This is a genomic window from Streptomyces sp. NPDC059696, assembly GCF_042733745.1.
Lineage (GTDB): Bacteria > Actinomycetota > Actinomycetes > Streptomycetales > Streptomycetaceae > Streptomyces.
The window spans coordinates 94,841-117,590 of the sequence record NZ_JBHWFG010000008.1; the positions used below are offsets into that span (position 1 = coordinate 94,841).

16 protein-coding genes and 1 pseudogene are annotated in these 22,750 nt (G+C 71.8%); 11 read left to right on the forward strand and 6 right to left on the reverse strand.

The genetic code is table 11. From position 1 onward, the window contains the following. The first annotated feature begins 6 nt into the window (after positions 1-6). The 9 genes and pseudogenes from ACFV20_RS11115 (at position 7) to ACFV20_RS11155 (ending at position 14,360) form a co-directional block, all read left to right on the forward strand. Positions 7-1,032: a LacI family DNA-binding transcriptional regulator gene (locus tag ACFV20_RS11115; protein ID WP_385655061.1), complete on the forward strand. Its 1,026-nt coding sequence runs from the start codon at positions 7-9 to the stop codon at positions 1,030-1,032. 108 nt (positions 1,033-1,140) lie between these two features. Beyond that, on the forward strand, positions 1,141-2,442 hold the full coding sequence (locus tag ACFV20_RS11120; RefSeq protein ID WP_385655063.1) for an alpha/beta fold hydrolase: 1,302 nt from the start codon (positions 1,141-1,143) through the stop codon (positions 2,440-2,442). Between the two features lie 50 nt (positions 2,443-2,492). Then, positions 2,493-3,227 (forward strand): PIG-L deacetylase family protein, encoded by a 735-nt coding sequence (locus ACFV20_RS11125; protein ID WP_385655064.1) that lies wholly within the window; start codon positions 2,493-2,495, stop codon positions 3,225-3,227. Positions 3,228-3,259: 32 nt separating this feature from the next. Continuing rightward, positions 3,260-4,171 (forward strand): annotated as a pseudogene (locus ACFV20_RS11130) (sigma factor). A 344-nt stretch (positions 4,172-4,515) separates the two neighbouring features. Beyond that, a complete protein-coding gene (locus ACFV20_RS11135; RefSeq protein ID WP_385655066.1) occupies positions 4,516-6,405 on the forward strand; it encodes an ATP-binding cassette domain-containing protein in 1,890 nt (629 codons plus the stop codon). Positions 6,406-6,545: 140 nt separating this feature from the next. Next, the gene (locus ACFV20_RS11140; RefSeq protein ID WP_385655067.1) at positions 6,546-8,030 is read left to right on the forward strand and encodes an NUDIX domain-containing protein; all 1,485 of its coding nucleotides are present in this window, start codon (positions 6,546-6,548) and stop codon (positions 8,028-8,030) included. A gap of 225 nt (positions 8,031-8,255) precedes the next feature. Then, positions 8,256-12,428, forward strand: a complete 4,173-nt coding sequence (locus tag ACFV20_RS11145; protein WP_385655069.1) for an NACHT and WD repeat domain-containing protein — start codon at positions 8,256-8,258, stop codon at positions 12,426-12,428. After that, entirely contained in the window at positions 12,425-13,276 is an 852-nt protein-coding gene (locus ACFV20_RS11150) for a serine peptidase (protein WP_385655070.1), read from the forward strand. Before ACFV20_RS11145 ends, ACFV20_RS11150 begins: the two co-directional genes overlap by 4 nt. A gap of 253 nt (positions 13,277-13,529) precedes the next feature. Continuing rightward, positions 13,530-14,360, forward strand: coding sequence for a pentapeptide repeat-containing protein (locus ACFV20_RS11155; protein WP_385655072.1), 831 nt, complete (start codon positions 13,530-13,532; stop codon positions 14,358-14,360). 34 nt (positions 14,361-14,394) lie between these two features. Here ACFV20_RS11155 and ACFV20_RS11160 read toward each other — a convergent pair whose 3' ends face one another. After that, the gene (locus tag ACFV20_RS11160; protein WP_385655074.1) at positions 14,395-15,891 is read right to left on the reverse strand and encodes a cytochrome P450; all 1,497 of its coding nucleotides are present in this window, start codon (positions 15,889-15,891) and stop codon (positions 14,395-14,397) included. A gap of 118 nt (positions 15,892-16,009) precedes the next feature. Here ACFV20_RS11160 and ACFV20_RS11165 point away from each other — a divergent pair, with 118 nt between their 5' ends. Both ACFV20_RS11165 and ACFV20_RS11170 read left to right on the forward strand, forming a co-directional pair. Further along, positions 16,010-16,618, forward strand: coding sequence for a TetR/AcrR family transcriptional regulator (locus ACFV20_RS11165; protein ID WP_385655076.1), 609 nt, complete (start codon positions 16,010-16,012; stop codon positions 16,616-16,618). 85 nt (positions 16,619-16,703) lie between these two features. Then, positions 16,704-17,432 (forward strand): DUF2470 domain-containing protein, encoded by a 729-nt coding sequence (locus ACFV20_RS11170; protein ID WP_385655078.1) that lies wholly within the window; start codon positions 16,704-16,706, stop codon positions 17,430-17,432. On the opposite strand, the gene ACFV20_RS11175 is transcribed toward ACFV20_RS11170, so the two are convergent. From ACFV20_RS11175 to ACFV20_RS11195, 5 genes are all read right to left on the reverse strand, one after another. After that, the gene (locus ACFV20_RS11175; RefSeq protein WP_385655080.1) at positions 17,400-18,593 is read right to left on the reverse strand and encodes a lactonase family protein; all 1,194 of its coding nucleotides are present in this window, start codon (positions 18,591-18,593) and stop codon (positions 17,400-17,402) included. The two genes, ACFV20_RS11170 and ACFV20_RS11175, sit on opposite strands and share 33 nt — an antisense overlap. Before the next feature lie 111 nt (positions 18,594-18,704). Further along, complete coding sequence (locus ACFV20_RS11180) at positions 18,705-19,934, reverse strand: hypothetical protein (protein ID WP_385655082.1); 1,230 nt, start codon at positions 19,932-19,934, stop codon at positions 18,705-18,707. A 45-nt stretch (positions 19,935-19,979) separates the two neighbouring features. Continuing rightward, complete coding sequence (locus ACFV20_RS11185; RefSeq protein ID WP_385655084.1) at positions 19,980-21,233, reverse strand: FUSC family protein; 1,254 nt, start codon at positions 21,231-21,233, stop codon at positions 19,980-19,982. Between the two features lie 140 nt (positions 21,234-21,373). After that, positions 21,374-21,868, reverse strand: coding sequence for an FBP domain-containing protein (locus ACFV20_RS11190; protein ID WP_385655086.1), 495 nt, complete (start codon positions 21,866-21,868; stop codon positions 21,374-21,376). 99 nt (positions 21,869-21,967) lie between these two features. Further along, entirely contained in the window at positions 21,968-22,615 is a 648-nt protein-coding gene (locus tag ACFV20_RS11195; protein ID WP_385655088.1) for a PAS domain-containing protein, read from the reverse strand. Between the last annotated feature and the right edge of the window lie 135 nt (positions 22,616-22,750).

Genomic DNA, 22,750 nt, shown 5'->3' on the forward strand with positions numbered 1-22,750 from the left:
TGCCCGATGGCCCAGTCGGTGGGTATCAAGGACGTCGCCCGCGTCGCCGGAGTCTCCGTCGGCACGGTCTCGAACGTGATCAACCGCCCGGACACGGTCGCGACCGAGACCCGGGCCCGGGTGCTGTCCGCGATCGACCGGCTCGGGTACGTCCGCAGCGAGTCCGCACGTCAGCTGCGCGCGGGCCGCAGCCGCATCATGGGGCTGCTCGTCCTCGACATGGGCAACCCCTTCTTCGTCGACGTCGCGCGCGGCGCCGAACGCGCCGCCCGGCAGGCCGGGCTCGGTGTCATGGTCTGCAACAGCGCCCAGAACCCCGGCGAGGAAGCCGAGTACCTGGCGCTCTTCGCCGAGCAGCGGGTGCGGGGCGTGCTGCTCACCCCGGCCGACGCGACCGGCCGCAACATCGCGGCGTTCCGCCGGCACGGCATCCCGTTCGTCCTGGTCGACCGGGTCGCCGAGGGCACCACCGAGTGCTCGGTCTCCGTCGACGACGTGGCGGGCGGCGCCCTGGCCGTACGCCACCTCGTCGACGCCGGGCACCGCTCCCTCGCCTACGTCAGCGGCCCGCCCGGGCTGAACCAGGTCAGCGACCGCCGCACCGGCGCCCTCGAAGCACTCGCCGAGGCCGGGCTCGGCCCCGACGCGCTGCGTGAGCTGCCGACCGAACGGCTGGACGTCGCCGCGGGGCGGGACGCCGGGGCCCGGCTGCTCGGGCTGGCCGACCGGCCCACCGCCGTGTTCTGCGCCAACGACCTCCTCGCCCTCGGCGTCCTGCAGGCCATGTACGCGGCCGGTGTCGGTGTCCCCGACGACCTCGCCATCGTCGGCTACGACGACATCGAGTTCGCCGCCGCCGCGGCCGTCCCGCTCACCTCGGTACGCCAGCCCGCCGTCACGATGGGCGCCCTGGCCGCCGAGCTGCTCCTGGAGGAGACAGAGGAGGAGGGCGCGGCCCGCGCACACGAGCACCGCAGAGTCGTCCTCCAGCCCGAGCTGGTGGTCCGCCGCTCCAGCCTGCCGGCCCGCTGAGCCTGAACGGCGGTTCAGCAAGATTTCATGATCGAAGGGCTCACCCGCCGGTGATCCCTGTGATGAACTGGGACGCGGTCCGAAAATCCGTCCGTCCCGGGAGCCCTGTTGACCGTCAGCTACCGCCAGCCCGGAGTCGTCCTCACCGATCGCCGCTTCACCGTCCCCCTCGACCACGACCGCCCCGACGGCGAGACGATCGAGCTGTACGCCCGCGAAGTCGTCGCCGGCGAGAAGGCGCACCAGGACCTCCCCTGGCTCCTGTACCTCCAGGGCGGGCCGGGCTTCGGAGCCGACCGCTCTGTCGGCAGGCCCGGCTGGCTCGGCAGGGCCCTCAAGGAGTACCGCGTCCTGCTCCTCGACCAGCGCGGCACCGGTCACAGCACACCCGCGAACCGTCAGACGCTCCCGCTGCGCGGCGGCCCGGCCGAGCAGGCCGACTACCTCACGCACTTCCGGGCCGACGCGATCGTCCGCGACTGCGAGGCCGTCCGCGCGCAGCTCACCGGCGGCAGGCCCTGGACCGTGCTCGGCCAGAGCTTCGGCGGCTTCTGCGTCACCAGCTACCTGTCCCTCGCCCCCGAAGGCCTGGCCACGGCCGTGATCACCGGCGGCCTGCCCTCCCTGGACGCCCACGCCGACGACGTCTACCGGGCCGCCTTCCCCCGCATCGAACGCAAGGTCACCGCCCACTACGCCCGCTACCCCCAGGACGCCGAGCGCGCCCGCCGCATCGCCGCCCACCTGCTCGACCACGACGTGGTCCTGCCGAACGGCTACCGGCTCACCGTCGAGGCCTTCCAGTCCCTCGGCATCGCCCTCGGCACCGGCGACGGCAGCCACCGCCTCCACTACCTCCTCGAGAACGCCTTCGTCCGCACCCCGCAGGGCCGCACGCTCTCCGACGCGTTCCAGGAGCAGGTGCAGAGCATGCTCTCCTACGCCCGCCACCCCCTGTACGCCCTGGTCCACGAGTCGATCTACGGCCAGGACGCCCGGCCCACGGCCTGGTCGGCCGAGCGGGTCCGCGCCGAGTTCCCGCAGTTCGACGCCGCCAAGGCCCTCGCGGGCGACGAACCGCTGCTCTTCACCGGGGAATCGATCCACCCCTGGATGTTCGACTGCGATCCCGCGCTGCGCCCGCTGCGCGAGACCGCCGGCCTGCTCGCCGCCCGCACCGACTGGACACCCCTGTACGACCCGGCCCGCCTCGCCGCCAACACGGTGCCGGTGGTGGCCGCCGTCTACCACGACGACATGTACGTCGACACGGCCCACTCCCTGCGCACCGCCCGCACGATCCGGGGCCTGCGCACCTGGGTCACGGACGAGTTCGAGCACGACGGCATCCGCGCCGGCGGGCCCCGCGTCCTCGACCGGCTGCTGGCGCTCGTCCGCGACGAGGCGTGATCTCGTGCCACAGCGCCGGTGACGCCGGTGGCGCGGGCTAGTCTGCCGCCATGACGACCACTCAACTGCAGCCCATGCCCGACGACTGGCGGCGTGCCCTCGCGGTCGTGGCGCATCCGGACGACCTCGAGTACGGCTGCTCGGCCGCCGTCGCGAGCTGGACCGACGAGGGCCGCGAGGTCGCGTACGTCCTCGCGACCCGGGGCGAGGCCGGCATCGACACCCTGGACCCCGCGCGGTGCGGGCCGCTGCGTGAGCAGGAGCAGCGGGCGAGCGCGGCCGTGGTCGGCGTGTCGGAGGTGGAGTTCCTCGACCACCGGGACGGCGTCATCGAGTACGGCACGGCCCTGCGCCGCGACATCGCCGCCGCCATCCGCCGGCACCGGCCCGAACTGGTCATCACGCTCAACCACCGCGACACCTGGGGCGGAGTCGCCTGGAACACCCCGGACCACGTGGCCGTCGGCCGGGCCACGCTCGACGCGGCCGGCGACGCCGGAAACCGGTGGATCTTCCCCGAGTTGACCGAGCAGGGCCTCGACCCCTGGGACGGCGTGCGCTGGGTCGCGGTCGCCGGGTCCAGCACACCCACGCACGCCGTCGACGCCACTGCCGGGATGGAACGTGCGGTGCGCTCCCTGCTGGAGCACCGCACGTACATCGAGGTGCTGACCAGTGAGGACCCGGAGACGTACGCACGTGGCTTCCTGACCCGGAACGCCGAGGCGACGGGGGAGCGGTTCGGGGGCAGGCCGGCGGTGGCATTCGAACTGTTCAGCAGATGACGGGCGGTCGACCGCGCACGACGGGGGAGAGCATGACGGGCGGCGAGGAACTGGCCGGGCGGTTCGAGGAGCACCCGGGGTATCTCGAAGCGGTGGCCTACCGCATGCTCGGATCGCTCGCCGCGGAACCGAGGACGCCGTCCAGGAGGTCCGGCTGAAACTCAGCCGCGCCGACACGGACGACATCCAGAACCTCGGCGGCCGGCTCACCACGGTGACCGGCCGGATCTGCCTGGACGTGTTGCGCTCGCGCACCGCGCGCCGCGAGGAGCCGATGGGCGACACCGGGCCACCGCGCGCGCCTTCGTCCCTGACCCGGTGCTGCGGCCGCTGTCGCACGTCGACCCGGCGGAGCAGGTCGTCCAGGCCGATTCCGTGGGCCTGGCGCTCCTCGTCGTGCTGGAGACCCTGACGCCCGACGAGCGGCTGGCGTTCGTGCTGCACGACATGTTCGCCGTGCCGTTCGACGACATCGCGCCGATCGTGGAGCGCGGCCCCGCAGCGACCCGGCAGCTCGCGAGCCGGCCCGGCGCCGGGTACGGGGCGCCACGCCCTCGGCCGAACCGGATCTCGGCCGGCAGAAGCAGGTGCTCGACGCCTTCCTCGCCGCCTCGCGCGGCGGTGACTTCGAGGCGCTGGTGGCTCTCCCGCACCCGGACGTGGTGCTGCGGGCCGACTCGGGTGCGCAGCTGCGGGGCGCGGCCGCGTCCAAGGTCGTCCGGGGCGCGAAGGCCGTGGCGGAACAGGCGCTCCTGTTCGCCCCGCTCGTACGCTCCGCGGAGCTGGTGCTGGTCAACGGCTCGGTCGGGATGATCGACACCTGCGAGGGCCGGGTGCGGTCGGTCATGGGCGTCACGATCGCCGACGGCCGGATCACCGGCATGTACATCCTGGCCGACCCCGAACGGCTGGAGCGACTGGAGGTGCCCGGGTTCCACGGCTGAGGGGCCGTCGCCCACGGCCGCGCGTGGGAACCCGGGGAGAGAGAGCCATTGAGCCGTCGTGCCCTACCCCCACTAGGTGATCGACGGGGTGCCCGCCGGGAGCGAGTACACAGAGACGGCCGTCGTGGACATCGCCCACGGGCACGTAAGGACACCACTGTCGGCGATTCGGCCAACCGCCCTGCTTCACCGACCTGCTGCGGGGATTGGGTCCGTGCATTCCCCACACGGCCCCAGCCGCTCTATCTCGGGACATGCGAAGCGACTCAAATACACCAGTTCGATATCCCCGCGTCGTCGTTGAGCCTCACGAACACGCCGGACGACCGTCTAGGGGGACCACGTTGACCTCGGCCGCAACGAACGAGCAGCAGAACCCGGCGCCTCCTCCGCCCCCGCCGGCGGAGATCACCTACAGCGGGCAGTACTCCGTCAATCCGCTCGCCGAGGTCTCCTTCCGGCGGATGTGCGCCCAGATCCCGGCCGTCCTGGGCCGCATCGCGCGACTGTCGTGGCGGACCGACCGGCAGGCCGTACAGCTCCTGCTCGGCTGCCAGGTGGTCACAGGCGTCTCTGCCGCCGTACTGCTGGCCGCCACTGCCCGCGCCATGGCACCGGTCCTCGGGGACGGCACCGCCGAGGAGCGCCTGCGCGGCGCCCTGCCGGCATTGCTGGTGGTGGCGCTCGCCGCCGCACTGGCACGCGCGGCAGGAGCGGTCGCCGCGTACGCCGAGCGGCGGATCACTCCGCGGCTGACCACCGAGACGGACACCGCGCTGGTCGAGGCGGTGTGCCGCGTGGAGGCCTCGGCCTACGCGGAGGACGGCTTCTCGGACCGGCATGAGGCGGCCGAGATGGGGGTGATCCGTACGCACGTCATGGTCACCGACGCGCAGCGGTTCCTGTCCGCGCTCATTCGCATGGTCACCGCCGGCGGCGTGCTGTCGGTGCTGAACCCGTGGATGTTGCCGCCGCTCCTGCTCGCGGTGCTGCCGGCCGGCGTCGGCGCCGTGCTGACCGCACGGGTCGACTACGAGATCCACTATGCCAACATCGCCGACCGCAACGTGCGCGGCATGATGCGCTGGTGGGCGACCGAGTCGAAGTACGGCGACGAGGTCCGCGCCAACTCGATGACGGACTACCTCATCTACTGGTACCGGGCCCTGTCCGACCGGTGCGACCGGCGCACCCTGGCTGCCGCGCCGCGTACCCTGCGGATCGCCCTGCTCTCCGCGCTGGCCGGCGGTGTCTTCCTCGTCGCGACCTGGGGCGCGCTGGCGTGGCTGGCGGTCTCCGGCCGGGTCGAGCTCGCGGTCGCGGCGACGGCCGTCATCGCCGTGCAGACCACGCTCGCCGCGCTGTCCCAGGTGGTCGTCAACGGCGCCGCGGTCTTCCACACCAGCCTGTACCTCAGTGACATGCAGGCCTTCCTCGACGATGCCGCCGCCCGCGCCCCCCAGCGCGGCCCCCACGCCCATGCCGCGCCGACCGAGGAGATCCGGCTCGAGGAGGTCGTCTACCAGTACCCGGGCAAGGACAAGCCCGCCGTGGACGGTGTCTCGCTCGCTCTGCGGCGCGGGCAGATCCTCGCGATCGTCGGTGCGAACGGGTCGGGGAAGTCCACGCTCACCCGGCTGCTGACCGGCATTTACCTGCCCGACAAGGGCAAGGTCACGTGGAACGGCATCGACCTTGCCGAGATGGATCCCGCCACGGTGTGGGCGAACACCGGCCTGGTGCCGCAGATCTTCGCCCAGTGGCCGCTGCGGGTCCGCGAGAACGTCACCCTCGGTCAGCCCCGCACGCACGACGACGCCCCCGTGTGGGAGGCCGTCGACGCGGTCGGTCTGCGCGAGGCCGTCGAGGATCTGCCGGCCGGTCTCGACACCCTCCTGGCCCGCGATGTCTTCGGCGGCTCGGAACTCTCCGGCGGGCAATGGCAGCGCATCGCCTGTTCAAGGGCTTTGTACCGGCGACCGGGGCTGTTGATCCTTGACGAGCCCACTTCCCAGATGGACCCCCGCGGCGAGCACCAGATTTTCGAGCAGATCAAGGCCATCGCCGCGGACCGCATCACGATCGTGGTCACCCACCGCCTGGAGAACACCAAGATCGCCGACCACATCCTCGTGATGGAGAACGGCCGGATCACCGAACAGGGCAGGTACGACGACCTCGTCCGCGGCGGCGGGGTCTTCGCCGAACTGCTGGAACTCTCCCAGGACCGCTGACCGATCACGCCCCGTCACGTCCGTTCCCTCGCCGGCAGCAGAGCCGCCCGCCTCACCTGTGCCCCGGGCTCTACAAGAGTCCGAGCCGGTTCCGAGTGGCACACCCGTCCCACGCCCGTCCCCTCAGCAACGAGGTCCTGATGACGCCCTCCCTCTCTCACGTCCGTACCGTGGCCACCGCCTACCTGGACCAGCACCCCGGTGAACGAGGCGCCCTGGCCGGCCTGCTGGCGGCTCTGGACGCCGACGCCGAGCCGGCCAACCGCACCACCCTTCTTGCCCACATCACGTGCAGCGCCGTAGTGATCGACCGGCACCGGCGGGTCCTGCACATCCGCCACAAGGGGAGCGGGCAAAGGCTGTTCGCCCCCGGCGGACACGTCGAGGCGGAAGACGACACTCTCCTGGCCGCGGCCTTGCGCAAGGTCAAGGCGGAGGCAGGAATTTCCGCCTCGGCTCTCGTCCTGACGCCCGAGCTCCGGGACGTGCCGATCGACATCGGCGTCCACGCCATCGACCCCAGTCCCGCACGAGGCGAGGCCGTCCACTGGCACTACGACGTGCGCTTCGCCTTCTACACCGCTGACGGTGCGCCCGAGCCCGCCCTGCAGGCCGAAGAGGACACGGGCTCGGCTTGGCTGCCGTTCGACCACGTGTCCTCCCCGACGCTGCGCGAGAAACTCACCGGCTCGGCTCTGGACGGGGTGGTCGTTCCTGTGAACGCCTCCGCGATCATCCACGACGGCAACGGCCGCTACTTCCTGCACCTGCGGGACGCCGGCAAGCCGTGGATCTGGGAGCCGGGTTGCTGGTCGCTGCTCGGCGGCGGCCGGGAGCCGCAGGACCGCACCCTGCTCGACACGGTCCGTCGGGAGCTGCGTGAGGAGGCCGGCCTGACCGTCTCCGGCCTGGAGCCGTACACGGTGGAGTACGGCACCGGCACCGACGGGACAGGGGTGCCGATCCAGCTGTTCACCGGCCGCTGGAACGGCGACCCGGCCCGTCTGCACCTCACCGAGGGCGTGATGCTCGCCTGGGTGCGGCCCGAGAAGTTCCCGCACATGACGCTGCTGCCCTCGACCCGGGAACTGCTGGAGCAGCACGCCGCAGATCATCCCCTGCCCGCCGACGGTCCGACGGCGCCGGCGGGGTCCGCACGGGCAAAGGCGCCGTCCGGGACCGTGCTGAACGTGCTCGGTGTCCACCTCTACCTGGAACGCGGCGGGCAGGTCCTGCTGGGCCTGCGGCATCCCGACTCGGCATTCGCGGGCGGGTTATGGCACGCGTTGGCGGGCCACTGCGAGGCTGAGGCCGCGAGTGCGTGCCTCGTGCGGGAGGCGTACGAGGAGGCGGGACTGATCATCGAGTCGGCCGACGTCGAGCTCGTCCACACCGTGCACATGAGGGAACAGCCCACGGACCCGCCCCGCGTCCAGCTCTTCTTCCGCGCCCTCCGCTGGGAGGGTGAGCCGAAGCTGCGGGAGCCGGACAAGTGCGTCCAGTGGGAGTGGTGGAACGTCAAGCACCTGCCCGAGCCGATCGTGCCCTACGCGCGCGCTGCGATCGAGGGCATTCGGGCTGGGCGCGTCTACACGGAACTGGGCTGGACCGCTGACGGGAGGTGACTCGATGGGCGCTGCTTTCGCCGCCCACTCCGACAGCGCGCCGGGTCCGCCTGCGTCACGACCTGGTTGGCAGTCGAGGCGCTGACCAGGCCCACCGAGAAACTGCAGTGTGAACTGCGTCCGGCGAGCGTATCCGGAGCACGTGTGACGGCTTTACCGAGCCGACCCTTCGTGCAGCGGCGCCGCCCTACAATTCCGCCACAGGAAAGCAGGAGGGAACGGTCTGTGGTCGAAGCGGTCGTGATCGGGATGAGCACCTTCGACGAGAGCGCGAAGACAGCCGACGACCCGCTCGACCGTCGCCGGCTCACCCCCTTGCCGACGGTGCGGAAGGTTGCGCCCGAACTGGCAGCGCTGCTGGGCAAGTACCCAGGGGTTGCGCTCCACGGCGACGGCCCCCGGTTCGATCTGGTGCACGACGATCTCGGGAAGCTTTGGGAGCAGACTTACGACCATTGTGCGAGCAATGGCACCGGGCTGATCGTCCACTTCATCGGGCACGGCATCAAGAGCCGGACCGGCACCCTCTACTTGGCAGCCAAGAACACCGATTCGAATTGCCCCCAGCGTACGGCTGCCAATATCGACCTGTGGCTCGAGGATGTCGAGGCCACCGGGGAAGGACCTTCGGCGCTGTTCCTTCTCGATGTCTGCGGCGCCGGCCGTGTTCCGCTGCAGCAATGGTTGCAGGGCTTGCCCGCCGAGCGCAGACGGGCCTGGGTGATCGCTGCCTGTGCTGAGGACGGCAAAGCCTACAAAGCACGGTTCTCGCAGGCGACGGCCACCGTGCTGAGTCGGCTGAAGGCCGGCTGGATCGATCTGTCTCCGAGCCTGACACACGTACCGCTGGAGACGTTCGCACATGAGATCGACAGGGAGCTGGCGCGACTCACGCAGGCGGACGGGTCTCCCCCTCAACGAGTGATGTGTACCGCACACCCCGAGGCAAGCTCCCCTGTTCCGCCCCTCCTCATGAATCCTGGGTTCCGCGAGACCCCGGCCGACCGGTTCCGGCAGTACCTGGAGAACGGGCTGCTGCAGTTCGCCTCCACCCTTGACCCCGCTCTGGATCCCCTGCACTTCGTCTCACGAGCGTCAGGGTCACCGCACCAACGGTACGCGGCGAGCCGCTGCTTCTTCACCGGCCGTGAGAAGCAACTGGAGGCTCTGAAGCAGTGGCTGACGGAGGCGGAGAAGCGCCCGATCATGGTGGTCACCGGCAGCCCGGGGTCCGGGAAGTCGGCACTGTTGGGTGTCATGGCGTGCCTGGCTCATCCTCAGCTCGCCGAGGTGTCGAGATCCATCAGGTCGGTCGTGCCACGGCAGTTGCGCTTCGACCGTCATCCGCTGCTGGCCGCAGTGCACGCACGGCAGCGTGACCCCGACGCCGTCCTCGCCTCCATCGCGAGCCAACTGGATCTGGGCGAGGCTCCCGAACGAGGGTGGACCGTCGTCTCAGTGCTTGAGGCCCTGCAGCAGAAGAACCCGGGCAAGCAGGCCGTGGTCGTCGTGGATGCACTCGACGAAGCTTCTCTCGACAAGGCGTTGCTCCGGTCGGTGCTCCTGCCACTGGCCACGTCGGGAACCCACCGGGACGGCACTCTGAGATGCAAGGTGCTCATCGGGGTACGTCCGTGGTGGGACCGTTTCCCAGAACTCGGCAGGCATACGGCGGACCCGAGCGCGCACATCGACCTGGACCGGACGTCCGTGCGGGAGCGCGAGACCGACCTGGGGCACTATCTCGCGGACCTGCTGGAGGAGGCTCCCGCGTACAACGGCCTGGGGTCCGGTGGACTGCGGGAGCGCACGGCGAAGGCGATCGCACGCCGCCTCGTGGCCGTGCGGCACCGCGGCAGCTTCCTTCTTGCCTCGGTGTACGCCCACTATCTCGCTGAACACGACCGTGCGCTCACGCCCGAGGAGGCGGTCCAGCGCGTCCCCTCCGACCTTCCCGGGATGCTGGAGCTGCATTTGGGTGTGCTGTCCAAGGACCGGCCGTCCATCCGTGCTGTGCTCGTCGCCCTGGCACACGGACGGGGGCAGGGAATGCCGCTGGAGATCATCCACGCGGTGGCCGGGGCACTCACCCCTCCCGGGGAGCGGAAGCCGGACCTTTCCGACACCCAGGAGGCAATCGAGGCGGCTTCCTTCTACGTCCGGTCCGCTACCGACACAGACGGTCGTCGCCTCTACCGGTTCTTCCATCAGAGTCTCTCCGACCACCTGGTCTCGGCGGCGGACCACCCCGCCGTCCTCGACGCCGTTCTGGCATCGGTGCCGGGACAGGACGAGCGCGGCGCCCCGGTCTGGGACGTGGCCCTCCCCTATGTCCTGCGCCATGCCGCCGAGCATGCGAAGGCCGCCCATCGTCTCGACGACCTGTTGCGACAGCCCGCATTCCTGGTACACGCCGGTCCCGCGGAGCTGCGTGCGCAGTTGCCTTACGCCCGCTCGCTGCGAGCCCGGCGGGTAGCACGGATTGTCGAGGCCGCGCTGAGACCCGAGCCGGATCCCTGGGTCCGCTGGGAATGGCTGCTCAACAGCGCCGTCAGCGAGCAAGAGACATGGCTGCAACGGGGCCTGGAGGCTGTGCGCGATCCGGACGCTGGTGCGCCGGAGACGCTCATCTTGCAGTGGGGCTCACCGATTCGCGACCGCGACGGGACTCTCCCCTGCCCCGAAGAGGCGGTCTTCACCTGGACCTCCGAAGGCCTGGTAGCGGTGACGAGCCACGCTGGCGGCGGAGTGCAGATCTGGGATGCACAGACCGGTGGCCTGTTGGACACATTGGTCGTCAACGGCGGTCACATCACGGCTCTCGCAGCGGCGACGGCTGGTGGCAGCACCTTGGTCGCGGCCGGTGATTCCGACGAACGCCTCACTGTGTGGAACCTGGAGACGCGGAGCAGGGCCTGGTCGACCAGGTCCCTGCACGAGTGGACAGCTCTCGCGGTCGGCACACTGGCAGGCAACCTCGTGGTGGCCGCCGCCACCTGGCACACTCTCACCCTCCACACCCCCACCGGTATCTGCCTGTGGGGGGTGGAGCTCCTCCAGACGTGGCTCGCTCAAGGCGGCGGGCCGCTGTCCGGTCGGTCGCTCGAAGAGAGCGTCGAGATCACGTCGGTGGCCATTGCGGAGTTCGACGGCCGCCCCGCCGTGATCGCGGGCACGACCGCGGGCACCATCGAGGTCTGGGACGCCGACGGGGAAAACCACCGCAGCTGGCCAGTACATGAGGGGAGCGTCTGGTCCGTCCTCCCCAGCAGGAGCGGCACTTCACGGACGGTCGCCTGCCAGGCCTACGGCGGTGTCCATGTCGTGGACGTGGACACCGGTCTTGTGCTGGACAGGCAGCCGGGCACAGCAGACTCGGGTCATGCGGTGGCGTTGATCGACGTCGACGGAGAGGAGTGCGTCGTCACACAGCACGACGAGCGCGTGTACGTCCACTCACTGCGTGGCGACCTGGTACGCAGTCTCACCGGTCCGAAGGACGCCCGCGTCCTTGCCGTCACGGGAGACGGAGACAGACTGCTGGCCGTCACAGAGTCGAGGACGAACGAGGTCGAACTGGTCAGCCAGGTCGACAGCATGGGCTCTCTCGCTCCGTGGGACGGACACGACGGTGCCGTCATGGCTGTCGCCCTTGCCAGTAGCGCCGTCCGGCATTTCGCCGTGAGCCTCGACGATCAAGGAGTGCTCCACACCTGGGACACGACCGACGGACTGCGTCTGTCCACCAGACGGTTCCGGAACGCGGTGTCCGCAACGGCAGGCACGGTCGGCGAACGCCCGCTCGCTTTCGTGTGTGATTCCCACGGAGCGGGCTGGGCTCTCGATCTTGCCGATGGCACCATCCGCTACCAGTGGCAGTGGCCGAGGGCATTCGACGATCTTTCCTGGGCATACCTTCGGGGCAGGCCGGTGCTGACCATCCGCGACAGCGACGGCCAGTTGCTCGTCGCGGATGCCGAGAACCCGGTGAACGTCTGTCCACACCCCGGGGAGGACGATGCTGATCTGATGACCACGTCCTCCTGGTTGCACGACGGCGAACGTCTGGTCGTTCAGACCGACAGGGCGGAGAGCACCGTAACCGCCTTCTATCCGGCCGACGGACGTCAAGCATTCTCCTTCTGCGCTTACCCGGACGACCATCTGGACGAATGCCACTTCGTGGAGTGGAATCGACGCCTGTGTCTCGTGACCACGTCTTCCAGGGGAACCATCACCGTCTGGTCGCCGTTTGAAGAAACGGATCCTGTGGCGCAGATCCGTATCCCGGGGTTGGGGGGCGCGCTCGCGGTGTCGCACGCCGGTGTGCTTGCCGCGGCAGACTCGCGGATCTTCTACTTCGCATGGGCCTCGGCAGAGGGGACGGAAGCAGCATGAAGCAGCACAACGTGGTCATCGTGCACGGGGTACGGAACTGGCGGCCCGGCGTCGAGCCCGCCAAGGCCGCCGCCGAGCTCGCTGAAAGGTGGGCTGTGCCGCTGGCGGCCGGCTACCGGGCAGCTGGGCTGGGGCATGTGACCGCACCGCGTATTCAAGCCGCCTACTATGCTGATCTGATCAACGACGACGAAGCGCAGTCCGTCGTGGACGACATCGAGGATCTCGCGCAGGGGGAGCAGGAGTTACTGCTGTCGTGGCTTCACTCTCTGGGGCTGCCACAGGAGTCTCCTGAGGGGCAGTCGTGGGCCACGATGCCGCCCCGGCACGCTCTGTCATGGTTCGCCCAGCGAAGCGGCACGTCCGCCAGGATCCTGGCGCGTGTGGCCATTGCCCTGCTCCCGGAGGTGTACAGCTACCTTGCTTCTCCCGCCCGCCGGGAGAAGGCTCGTCGTGCGGTGGCGGAAGTGATCGACGATTCGGGTGCGAAGGTCGTGGTGGCCCACTCGCTCGGATCGATCGTCACGTACGAAGCCCTCCACGCCCATCCGCTCCCCCAAGTCGAGCTTCTGGTCACTCTCGGCTCTCCGCTGGGACTGCCGGGCGGGGTCTTCGAGATGCTGGATCCAGCGCCGACCGGAGGCAGAGGCTGCCGACCTGCCGGTCTCCCGCGCTGGGTGAACATCGCGGACCGCGGCGACCTCGTGGCGATACCGCGGCGTTTGGGCAACCGATTCGACGTCGACGATCACTACGAGGATCACATCGCCGCCGTGGATTTCCACACGCTCGACAGCTACCTCACCTGCGGTTACGTCGCCACGGCAGTAGCGCCGTACCTGTCGTGAGTTTCGGCGGGGCAGGAGCCCTGCTGGGGCGCACGCCCGAGTCATGGCCCGGAAGGGATAGCCGGGAGACAGCGCCCCCACGAAGCGCTACCTGACCGACGAGATGAGCCTCGCCGCCGAGCTCGGCAAGACCTGGGGCCGAGGTGCGGAGGTCGGTGCTGGGCGGATCAGGCGTGTACGGCATGGTCCGTATGCCGGGTGGCCGGAAGCCCGGCCGTCGTGAGGAGGCCGCCCCGGTCGGTAGCCTGGTCCCATGCGAGAACACGTGTCCGGCCAGCCGATCCTGCGCGGCGACTGCGAGCGGTGCTTCGGCTTGTGCTGTGTCGCCCTGCCCTTCGCCGCCTCGGCCGACTTCGCGGTCGACAAGGCCGCCGGCACGCCCTGCCGCAACCTGCGTGAGGACCACCGCTGCGGCATCCACGCCCGGCTCCGGCAGGAGGGATTCAGCGGCTGCACGGTCTACGACTGCTTCGGCGCCGGGCAGCAGGTCTCGCAGATCACCTTCGGCGGGCGGGACTGGCGCACCGGACCTGCCGAGGACGCCCGCCGCATGTTCGAGGTGTTCCCGGTGGTCCGGCAGCTGCACGAGCTGCTGTGGTACCTGACCGAGGCGCTCACCCTGCCGGCGGCCCGGCCCGTCCACGCCGAGCTGCGCAAAGCCCTGGAGCGCACCCGGGAGCTGACCGACGGGGCCCCCGAGGAGCTCGCCGGGCTCGACGTGGCCGCCCACCGCCAGGAGATCAACGTCCTGCTGCTGAGGACCAGCGAGCTGGCCAGGGCCGGCGTCAAGGGCCGCAAGAAGGACCGCCGGGGCGCGGACCTCATGGGCGCCCGTCTCAAGGGCGCCGACCTGCGCGGCGCGAACCTGCGCGGTGCCTACCTCATCGCCGCCGACCTCACCGGAGCGGACCTGCGGGGAGCGGACCTGATCGGTGCCGACCTGCGCGACGCGGACCTCACGGACGCCGACCTGACCGGGGCGTTCTTCCTCACCCAGCCGCAGCTGAACGCGGCCCGGGGCACCGCCGGGACGCGGCTGCCCGGGTCAGTCGCCCGCCCCGGGCACTGGACCGCGCAGGTCTGAGGCCGGCTGCCGTACCGGGACGCGGCTGCCCGGGTCAGTCACCCGCCCCGGGCACTGGACCGCGCAGGTCTGAGGCCGGCTGCCGTACCGGGGTGCGGCGCTCCGGATGCAGTCGCAGGCCGTCGGGCATCAGCGTCAGCCGCTCCGTCACGCGCAGCCGGTAGCCCGGGTCGGCCCGCAGCTCGTAGCGCCGCAGCAGCAGCCCGAGCACCAGCGTCGCCTCGTGCAGCGCGAACTGCCGCCCGATGCACGCCCGTGCGCCCGTCCCGAACGGCTTGAAGCTGTGCGGGGGCCGGGACCGTACCGCTCGGGCGTCGAAGCGGTCGGGGTCGAACCGTTCGGGGTCCTCGCCCCACACCTCGGGGTCCCGGTGCAGCATCGGCGTCAGCACCAGGGCCCAGGCGCCCCGCCGCATGGGGTGCTCCCCGGCCAGCAGCGTGTCCTCACGGGCCTCCCGGGCGAACGCGGGCGCTGTGGGCCACAGCCGCAGCGACTCGTCCAGGACGCGGCGGACGTAGCGCAGCCGGGCCACCTGCTCGTAGGCGGGATCCGCCGTGTCCCCCCACACCCGGTCCACCTCGGCGCGGGCCCGGGCGGCGATCTCGGGGTGGCGGGCGAGGTAGTGCAGGGCGAAGGAGAGCGCGCCCGAAGTCGTCTCGTGGCCGGCCACGAGGAACGTGATGACCTGACGGCGGACGTTCCGCGGCGCCAGCCGCTCCCCGGTGCCGGGGTGGGTCGTCTCCAGCATGCGGTCCAACAGGTCGCCGTCGCCGCCACCGGTGGCGCGCCGGGCCCGGACCAGTTCGTCGACCGTGTGGTTGAGGTGGGCGATGTCGGCCTCGTTGCGGCGGCTCGCGCTGCGCAGCAGCAGCGGGGCCAGTGGGAAGGGCACGGTGTTGAGCCGCTGCGCGTACGTCAGGGTGCCCACCATCGCGGTCACGAAGGGATGCGGCCGGGAGCGCTCGAACGAGCCGAAGTCGTGCCCGAAGCCGGTGCGCGCGATCGTCTCCAGGGTCAGCTTGGTCATGTCGCCGGGCACATCCACCGCCCGGCCCGTCGCCGCCGCCCGGTCCCAGTGCTCGGTGAGCCGCTCCGCGACCGAGAGCATCATCGGGTGGTAGCCGGCCATGGCGTCGCGGCTGAACCCCGGGGCGAGCACGTCGTGGGCGAGCTGCCAGTTGGGCTCGTGGTTGTAGGCCGTGAACAGCCCGTCCCCGGCGACCGGCCGCAGGTTGGCCACACCGAGCCCCACGTGCTTGGCGAACCGGGACTCGTCCGCGAGGTCGGCCGCGTGCCGGGCACCCCACACGAACACGAACTCCTTGCCGAACGCCTTGCGCCGGAACACCGGGCCCAGCTGCCGGGCACAGCGCAGCGAGTCCTGGATCGGAGTGCGCCGGTCGACACCCAGCACGTCCCCGAGCAGCGGGACCCGGCGCGGCGGGTGCGGGATGCGGTCCAGCTCCGGCCAGCCCAGCTCGGCACTCCGGAACCCCTTGGGCTCCCCGGTCCGTTCCGGCGCCTCCGTCATGACGCGATCTCCCTTGATCCGGCAGCGGGTTCGCACGTGTCGTACGTGTTGTACGTGGGTTCAATAGCGCGGTTCAGTCTGGGCCCGTTGTTGAACCGACGTCAAGTAAAGTGCGGGCATGGCCGCGAACCAGGCCGGGCGCACGCGCCGTCGGCTCAGCACGCAGGAGCGCCGGGAGCAGCTCCTGTCCGTCGGTGCGCGGCTGTTCTCGGAGAGCCCCTACGACGACGTGTGGATCGAGCAGGTGGCCGAGATCGCCGGGGTGTCGCGCGGGCTGCTCTACCACTACTTCCCGACGAAGCGGGAGTTCTTCGCGGCGGTCGTCGAGCGCGAGAGCGAGCGCATGCTGCGTATGACCGCGGCCGTGCCCGGCGTCCCGGTCCGCGAGCAACTCGGCCCGGGCCTCGAGGCATTCCTGGAGTACGTCCAGGCGCACGCGCACGGCTATCGCGCCTTCCACCGTGCCGACGCGGCCGGGGACCAGGCGGTGCGGCGGGTCTATCAGCGGGCCCTGGGGGCGCAGGAGCGGCAGATCCTCGCCGCGCTCGCCGCGGATCCCGAGTTCGGCCCCGCCTTCCAGGAGCGGCCGGAGGTCGGGCTGGCCGTGCGCGGCTGGCTGGCGTTCACCACGAGCGTCTGCCTGGAGTGGCTGCGCGGTGCGGAGTTGGACCGCGCACAGGTGCGCGAGCTCTGCGCACGCGCCCTGTTGGGCGTGCTCACACCCTGAACGGTGCCGCACAGGGGGCGTGCCGTGGTTGGCGCACGCCCGGATCTTCGATAGGTTAGGTGAGGCTTACCTAAGGAGGTTTGGGATGGGTGACGACAGCCACAGCTGGACGGCGGCTCCCGCCGCGGCGGAGCGGGCGCGCTCGGTGCTCGCCGCCGCGTGGTCCTGCTCCGTGACCGCGGAGGGCACACGCGAGGAACTGGTCGGCGCGCACACCGTGGGCGAGGACGGCCGGGTGCTGGTGGACGTGCCCGAGGACAGCGCCCTGCTCGCGGCCGCGATCTGCGCGCCCCGCGGCGAGCCGTCCGCGGTGCTGGAGTTCGCCGACGTCGCGCCCGTCCCCGTCCGCAACCGGGTCCGCGCCCGGCTGTGGCTCGCGGGCTGGTTCGCCGTCGAGGGCGAGCGGCTCGCCTTCACCCCGACCCGCGTCGTGCTGCGGCAGCCGTCCGGCTCGGTGGTCGTGGACCTCGACGAGTTCGCCTCCGCCGTGCCCGACCCGCTCACCACGGCGGAGGCGCGGCTGCTGACGCATCTCGCCGACTGCCACGCCGACGCCGTCGAGCGGCTCACCCGGCTCGTCGACTCCGACAGCCTGCACGGCGCGGTCCGCGTCCGGCCGCTCGCCGTCGACCGGCACGGCCTGACGCTGCGCATCGAACGGGTCCGCGCCCACGGTGACGTGCGCCTCGCCTTCCACGCGCCCGCCGACGACGTCGCGCAGCTCACCGAGCGCATGCACGTCCTGCTCGGCCAGGCCGCCGCCGCGTCGTGCCCGCGGGCCCTACACCGGCAGCGCGCAGACGGCGACGGGTGAGGGGAACGGTTCTCCCGCGCGCCGGAGTTCACCGCTCGCCTCGTCCACGTGGAAGACGGTGACGGTGGAGGACTTCTGATGGGCGGCGAACAGCAGGGTGCCCTCCGGTGAGAAGGCGATCTGCCGGGGGAAGTCACCGCCCACCGGCACGGTGTCGAGCAGCCGCAGCCGGGCGCCCTCCGCCTCGACGGCGTAGCGCGTGAGGCTGTTGTGGCCGCGGTTGGCGAGATAGGCGTAGCGGCCGCTCGCGGTCACCAGGATCTGGGCCGGGTAGGTGGGGCCCGAGCCCGTGCCCGTCGACTGCGCCTCGCCGACGGTGACCCGGCCGGAGGCCTTGTCGTACGCGCAGACCGCCACCGTGTTGTCGACCTCGTTGGCGAGGTAGGCGTACCGGCCGCCGGGATGGAACGTGAGGTGGCGCGGGCCCGCACCCGGCCGGGTCCGCGCCCGGGCGACCTCGGTGAGCGTGCCCGCCGTCTGGTCCAGCCGGTACGTGTAGACGGTGTCGGTCCCCAGGTCCACGGCGAGCACATGGCCGCCGTCGGGGCTCGTGACGACCTGGTGGGCGTGCGGGCCCGCCTGGCCCGGACCGGGCGGCGGAGCGGAGTGCCGCACGAGGCCGGTACGTTCACCCAGGGCACCCGAGGCGTCGATGGGATGCACGGCCACGCTGCCCGAGCCGTAGTTCGCGCTCAGCAGCCAGCGCCCGCCCGGATGCACGGACAGATGACAGGGGGCGACCCCGCCGGTGCTCCGGCTGCCCAGCACCTTGCGGTCGGACAGCCGGACGGCGGTCACCGCGCCGTCGTCCCGCTCGTCCACCGCGTACAGCGTGCGGCGGTCCGGGTGGATCGCCAGATACGACGGGTCGCCGACGCCGCCGATCGTGCCCTCGCCGGTGATCCGCCCCGTCCCCGGGTCGTACGTCGCCAGGCCGACGCCCGAGCCGCCACCCTCCACGGAGGTGTAGGTACCGAGGTACAGCGGGCGGGGCCCGGAGGGACGGCGGGCCTCGCGCGACGGGCTCGTACCCGCCTCAGGGGCCGTGGCCGGATCCGTCGCCGGGCCGGGCGCGTCGCCGCAGGACGGCAACGCCGCCACGGCCGCCCCGCCCGCCAGCGCGCCGACGAACCGGCGCCTGCTCCAGCCGCCGCTGTCCATGTCGCCCCTCAGGTGTCGTCCTTCGTCCCGGTCGTGACAGCCACCTTGGCGTTTCCCACCCGCCGGGTGCAAACAACGGCCGCCGGTGTCGCGTGCGGCGGGCCGGACCGGCTACCAGTCGCCGTCCTGGACCGGTGTGCCCGGGGCGTCCTTGAGCTGCTGCGTCTGCCCGGGCGCGGGCGGCTGCCAGGGCTCGTGATCGTCGCCGAGCCAGTCGCCGACCGGCTTGACGGACTGGAGCGTGTCCGTCGGGGCGAGGTCCTCCGCGTCCTGGTCGAACCAGTCGAACCAGGGCAGGCCGGCCCGGGTGTACGCGGCCCGGTCCACCGGTGACGGCGGTGCGGCCTCACCGGTGATGCGGCGCCACTCGGGCGGCGTCACCAGGTGCACGAACACCCGCCCCGCGGGCTTCTGCGACCAGTCGGAAAGCGGCCGTTCGTCCTGGTAGACCTCCTGCCGCAGGGAGCCGCCGACCCCGAGCCCCATCGCGGCGGCCGCACGCGGCGGACCCGCCGGAACGGCACCGGCGGCGGGCGCCGGAACCGACCCGGGCGCGGCCGGGGGCATCGGGGCGCCGTAGCCGCCGGGAGCAGGCGGGGCGGCCGGGGGCGTCGGGGCGCCGTAGCCGCCGGGAGCAGGCGGGGCGGCCGGGGGCGTCGGGGCGCCGTAGCCGCCGGGAGCAGGCGGGGCGGCCAGGGGCATCGGTGGGCCGTAGCCGCTGGCAGCGGGCGGGGGCAGGGCGCCCTGCATCGCCGCGCCGTAGCCGCTCGTCGGCGGCGCCGAGCGCTCCCGCTCCGCCCGCAGCCGCTCCTCGGCACGCCACCGCGTCAGCTCCCGGTCGTTGAGCGCGAAGGACTGCAGCTGGACTCCGCCCCACACCTCCTCGCCGGTGACCTGCCCCTCGACGGTGGCGCCCAGGCCGAGCGGGACGGCCACGAACTGCCGGACCGTGCCCGTGCCGGAGTTGATGCCGTCCAGCCAGGGCTGACGGGGAAGCACCACGTAGTTCTGCGGGTCGCGCGCCGGACGGTCGCTCCAGGGCCGGCCGGAGACCGCGCACACCTTGCCGACGCCGACCTGCAGCGCGGCCGGTTCCGAGGTGCCCGCGAAGCTCAGCCACATCGCCTCGCGCAGATACACCGGCAGCATCACCCCGCCCCGGGCCCGCCACTGCGCGGGAACCCGGTCCGCGTAGTCCGCGACGCGCCGCACCGGGAACTCGCCGAGGCCCGGGGGCAGCGGATGCGTGCCCGCCTCCGGCAGGCGCAGGGTGCGGATGAACCGCACGGCGACCCCGCCCGGCAGCCGCAGAATGTTCCCGTCGATCCGCACGTCGGCCATCGGCCCGCCCCTCGCGTCCGGCGCCGGCCCCTGCCGGCGCTTTCCTCAGCGAGAACGCCCACCGAACCCCGCGCGGTTCCGCCACATCTGCTCCGTGACGCCCAGCCGCTCCCGCAGCCGCGTCAGACGGGGCATCCGGGCCCGCTGCTCGCGCGACACACGGTCCAGTTCCTCGAACAGGCGGCGGGTGCGGTGCTCGGTGTCGAGCTCGTCGAGGATGCGGTTGACCTCCGTCAGCACGGCTCCCGGCAGCTGCCAGTGGTCGGGGGAGCGCTCGGCCTCCTCGTGCAGCAGCAGGGCCAGCTTGTCGCGGGTGCCCGCCGCGGTGCGCAGTTCCGCGGCGAGACGCTCCTCCGCCGACTCCGCGCTCGCGCTGAGGTGGGTGGTGACCAGCACCGCGAAGCTCACCACGGCGTCGGCGATCTCGGACAGCACCTGCTCCAGTGCCGCGCCCGTCTCAGCCTCGAACAGCGGCCTGGGTGCCCGCGCCTTCGCCAGATCGGTGAGGGACCGGGCGAGCACCCGCAGGACGACCGTGCAGATCTCCAGCGTGTCCAGGCCCGTGCGCAACACGACCCGGTGCAGCACGCTGTCCTGCACGCGCGGGTTGAGCCGCAGACTGTCCTCGGCCTGCCGCAGGGCCGCGTCCACCTCGATGATGTCGTGGTCCAGCCGGCGCGCCTCGTGCAGCTGCATCTCCGCGCGGTCCACGGGCGTGCCGCGGGCCGCCTCCTCGCCCATGCGCAGCATCAGCTGCCGCAGGCGGCGCGCCAGGCCGTCGATCGACTCGCCCGCCTCCTCCACCCACACCGGCGGGGCCAGCAGCAGGTTGCAGGCGAGCCCGACGGCCGCGCCGATCAGCGTCTCCACCACGCGCGCCCACGCGTACTCCCCGACGCTGGTCACGCCGAGGACGAGCATGGCGCTGATCGCGACCTCGGGGACGTACTCCTCCACCCGGACCAGCCGCCCCACCACCAGCGAGGCCAGCAGGAGCAGGGCGAGGCTCCACCAGGTCAGCCCCACCAGCAGGCTGAACGCGATGGCGACGAGGACGCCGGTCACCACCGCGTTCACCCGCCGGAAGCCGTTGGTGATCGTGGCGTACAGCGTCACCTGGACGACCAGCAGGGCCGTCAGGGGAGCGGTGAGCGGGGCCGGCTCGGGGCTCAGCCGCAGGGCGATGACGTACGCGATCGTCGCCGCGGTCGCGGACCGCAGCGTCTGGACGACCACGGGATCACGACGCTTCCTCACGATCCGCTCGGCGTGCCCCGTCCACTCACGTACCTCTCGCATCCTCGGGCTGTTCCCCTTCCCGGGCGTATCGAACGGATCCGTCGAACACGTCCATCACTTCCTCGAAGGACGCTCACGAAGGACGTTAGTGCCGGGTGATGGCGCGGGCGACCGAGGAGGCTCGGGCGGGACACCTCGTGTCAGGCGGACACCTTGTCGAGGAAGGCGGACAGATGGCTCCTGGTCCGCGCGATCTGTTCCTCCACGGTCAGGCTCTCCTCGAACCGGGACCCCGCCTGCGGCGCCTTCTTCCCGCGTACGTACAGGGAACAGGCGAGGTCGGTGCACATGTACGCGCCCACCGAATTGCCCTCGCGGCCGGCCGGACCCGCCTTGCGCGCGGTCATCAGCGAGACTCCGCCGCGCGGATGCGTCGTCAGGCACAGCGAACACATGCTGCGGTGCAGGAACCCGCGCTGCGCGGTCTGGAAGCGCATCGAGAGGCCGACGAGCCGACCTCCCCGCTCGGTCACCAGATAGCTCCGGTCGGGTGCCCCCGGGTCCCGCCACCCGAGGAAGTCGAGATCGTCCCAGGGCCGCTCGCCGAGGTCGCGGGGCACGGCCAGACGCTTGGCCTCACCCTTCGAGCAGTTGATGAAGGAGGCGCGGACGTCCTGCTCGGTGAGCGGCTGCATGGGAGCTCCTGGGAGTCGTCTTCGTAAACCTAGGGGCCCTAGGTTTTGGGGGCCGGGCCAGACTAGACAGTCCCGCCGCCGGGGGCGACCGGATTTCCCTCAGGCCCCGCCGCCCGCGGCCTCCGGCGGCCACACCCCGGGCGCCAGCACCCCCAGCGCGTACGCCCGGGCCACCAGTTCGGTGCGGTTGGACGCACCCCAGCGGGACGACAGACGGCGCAGGTGGTACGTCACGCCGTCCGTGGTGAGGCCTGTCTCCCGCGCCGCCCGGGCCGTGGTGGCGCCGGCGGCCAGGAGCGCCAGGACCCGGGCCTCCATCGGCGTGACCCGGGCCTGCTCGACGGGAGGGGTGGGGGAGGGGGCACGTTCGGGCTCCACCCGGAGCATCACCAGCAGGGCCGGGGTGTCCTCGGCGGTGTCGCTGACCGGATCCGCCGTCAGTTCGCCGTAGCGGTCCCCGCCACCGGGGGCCCGCCAGCGCACGGACACCTGGTAGCGCGAGCGGCGGCGCAGGCGCAGAGCCTCGGCGATCCGCTCGACCTGGGTCGCCTCGCGCGGGCTGAACAGGTCCAGCACATCGCGTCCGCGCAGCTGCCCCGGCGTCCTGCCGCACTCCGCCGCCATCGCCGGATTGGCCAGCAGCACCGCCCCGTACACGTCACACACCGCAACCGGCATCGCGACCCGGTCGAACAGCAGCAGCGCGCGGTTGCGCCACGTCACTGCCTCCTGCCGGGCCAGGTCCACGCAACGGCTCCTTCCACGCCGGGCCGCTCCCGCGCAAGAGCGGGGCGGTCGCATGTACTACACAATCATGTAGGGCCGCCGGTCCGCCTCCCGGGCCCGGTGGACCACGCTGGAGCGCAGTACTTCCGTACCGCG